Origin of the sequence: Nostoc flagelliforme FACHB-838 (genome assembly GCF_014698065.1) — a bacterium.
In the GTDB taxonomy this organism is placed as follows: Bacteria; Cyanobacteriota; Cyanobacteriia; order Cyanobacteriales; family Nostocaceae; genus Nostoc; species Nostoc flagelliforme_B.
This window is the reverse complement of sequence record NZ_JACJSI010000643.1, coordinates 1-2274: the sequence shown is the minus strand read 5'-3', so window position 1 is coordinate 2274 and position 2274 is coordinate 1. Positions and strand designations below refer to the sequence as shown.

The window sequence follows — 2274 nt, the reverse complement described above, 5'->3', positions numbered from 1 at the left end:
CCATTGCCCACAACGCCCATACCCCAGTCTCTGACCCAAATGTGGCGGTCAACTGTCTGCCTAACCCTTGCCAACATCTGACGCACGGAATTAACCGGCTGCACTCCCTGAAAAATCCCCCAAACACCATCAAAATGCCCTCGAATGTCGATGCTGACCCCAGTTTCTAAACTTGGGGAGGCGATAACCAAATCATACTGGGTAAGAATCTTGTTGAGATGAGCGATACAACCGAAAGCTGCATGAGAGGGGTCAGCAACAGATTCGCTGTCTATTCGCAGAATCCGTAATTCAGGGTATTTACGCCGAAAACGTTCTTCCAATGCTTGCGTCCCCCATTTTGACTTGGCTTTTTGAGCAGAACAGCAGAGTAAATGATGCCCCCCCTTGGCTATCGCTTTGTCGAGTGCAGCGATGAGATTCTTCGGGTTACTGCCAGAATAGTTGTAACAGTTGCCAGCTATGTGGCGATAATTGTTGACGATGACAAAGGGATTAACCCGATATTCTCCCGCAAGAGAAAGAACGTATTTCACATCAGTATCTGACACATCGGCACTAGACAGGTAAATCTTTCCTTGACTACTGCCCAAAACATTCTGTACCAGTTGTTTGAGGTTTTTGAGAACGGATACCCGACGCTTTTGCACTTCAGTACCAGAGTTGAGCAAATGCCAGAATACTTGGTCGCACTCTTCTATGATGACAATATCATTCGTCCAGTCATTGGGATTAAATCGCGCCTGACTTTCTTGATGCAATGAATCAACACACACCCCGTATCCTAACAATGTGCCTGTTTCATTCGTGCGGACTTCGGTAACATAGTTAACACCGAAGCGATTACACAATGCCTCACCCAGTTGAATACGATGGGTGATTATTAATACCCTTTGTCCCTGGTCGTGTGCTTTCGCCACTTCAGTTGCAAGCCATTCAGTTTTACCCGTCCCTTTAGGGGCTTTGAGGATAATCAGTTTTTCGCCTTCGGGTACGAGAAGCTGTCCCAAGAAACGTTGGTTAAGTGCAATGGCAGGGGGATAGGTTAACAAAGTAAACAGCTTAATCTCCCATAATTCCAGTGCAACGGCAGTATTGTAGAGTGCGTCAAATGCCGGCTGTCCTTTGGCAACGATAAAATCATCAACCCCTTTCTCTGCCCCAATTGGTAAATCAATCACTCGCAGCGAACAACCCTCGTTTACCAACAGCCGTCCCATGCGACTGATAGCAGTTCTTACCCGTTGGACTGTCTCAGGTTTATTGTCCTGGTCAAAGCAGATATTAACCTGTCTCCCCTGTGTTGCGAAATGTTTCAAGTCGGGTATGAGGGATGGTTTGCCATTAGCTGTACCGTACTCATCAGTAGGGGTGCGGTATCCAGCGTTGACACCGGGGATAGCGATCGCTGCATAACCAGCAGTCAGTAACGCTCCCGCTTTTTTGACACCTTCGACGATTGTGACTGGTACATTATGCTTCCATACCCAGTGCCAAAAACCCCCAGGATGCTGTAGGTCTTCTTCGGTGATAGGGATACCGCTACGATTAGAAACTTTCACCCAAATGCGATTCGGGACTAAGAGGAAGAAAGCGCGTGTTTCTTCTCTGTAAGGATGCTCGTACTTGATGAATTTGTGGATCTTTTGGCGGTCACGTCTGGGGTGGTCGGGTTTAAAGCAGCCCCACATCATCAGCACGTAGTTGTTGAGAGGGTCAACGCCACTGCACCACCAGCCGCCGAGTTCAATGTGCTGGTATTTCTTTAAATCGCGATCGCGCAGTCGTCCATCATTGCGACGGGAGATTTTGGGGCTGTAGAGCAGATATTCGTAGGGTAAACTCCCAGAGAGGGAATGCACATTGAGGGCAATGATTTCTTCGTCAACCTTACTGTTGAGCCATTCAGTTAAATGCTGGTCTTCTAAACTAATTGTAGTCATGTTTCCTCCAGAAATAGACGCATGGTGCAGGGTGCGGCACTTGAGTCTGTGCCGCCGGTTCAACTTTTTATGAGAGATGTGCTGGCTATGAAATCGTCAACAGCCAGCTATAGCGTTATCTCTCGCCTCCGGTGTGTGGTCGGAAGGTCAAATTAATTCGCGTGCTAACCACTTTGTTGGTTTTCGGAACCTGATGCAGATGTGTGGACTGACAACCGGGGTGCATCAACACAATTCGCAATTCGCAATTCGCAATTAATTATGCTTGTTAATTTTCTCCTTAACTTTCCGAGTAGATGAAACTAAAATTTTTCCAATTTCTCTGGTTTCT

The 2274-nt window shown here is 47.2% G+C and carries 1 protein-coding gene; it reads right to left on the bottom strand.

Translation table 11 applies throughout. The annotated features are described in order from the left end of the window. Nucleotides 1-1943, bottom strand: a 1943-nt coding sequence (locus tag H6G97_RS50130; RefSeq protein ID WP_190947658.1) for a plasmid replication protein, CyRepA1 family, incomplete at its 3' end; no start/stop codon positions are given. Between the last annotated feature and the right edge of the window lie 331 nt (nucleotides 1944-2274).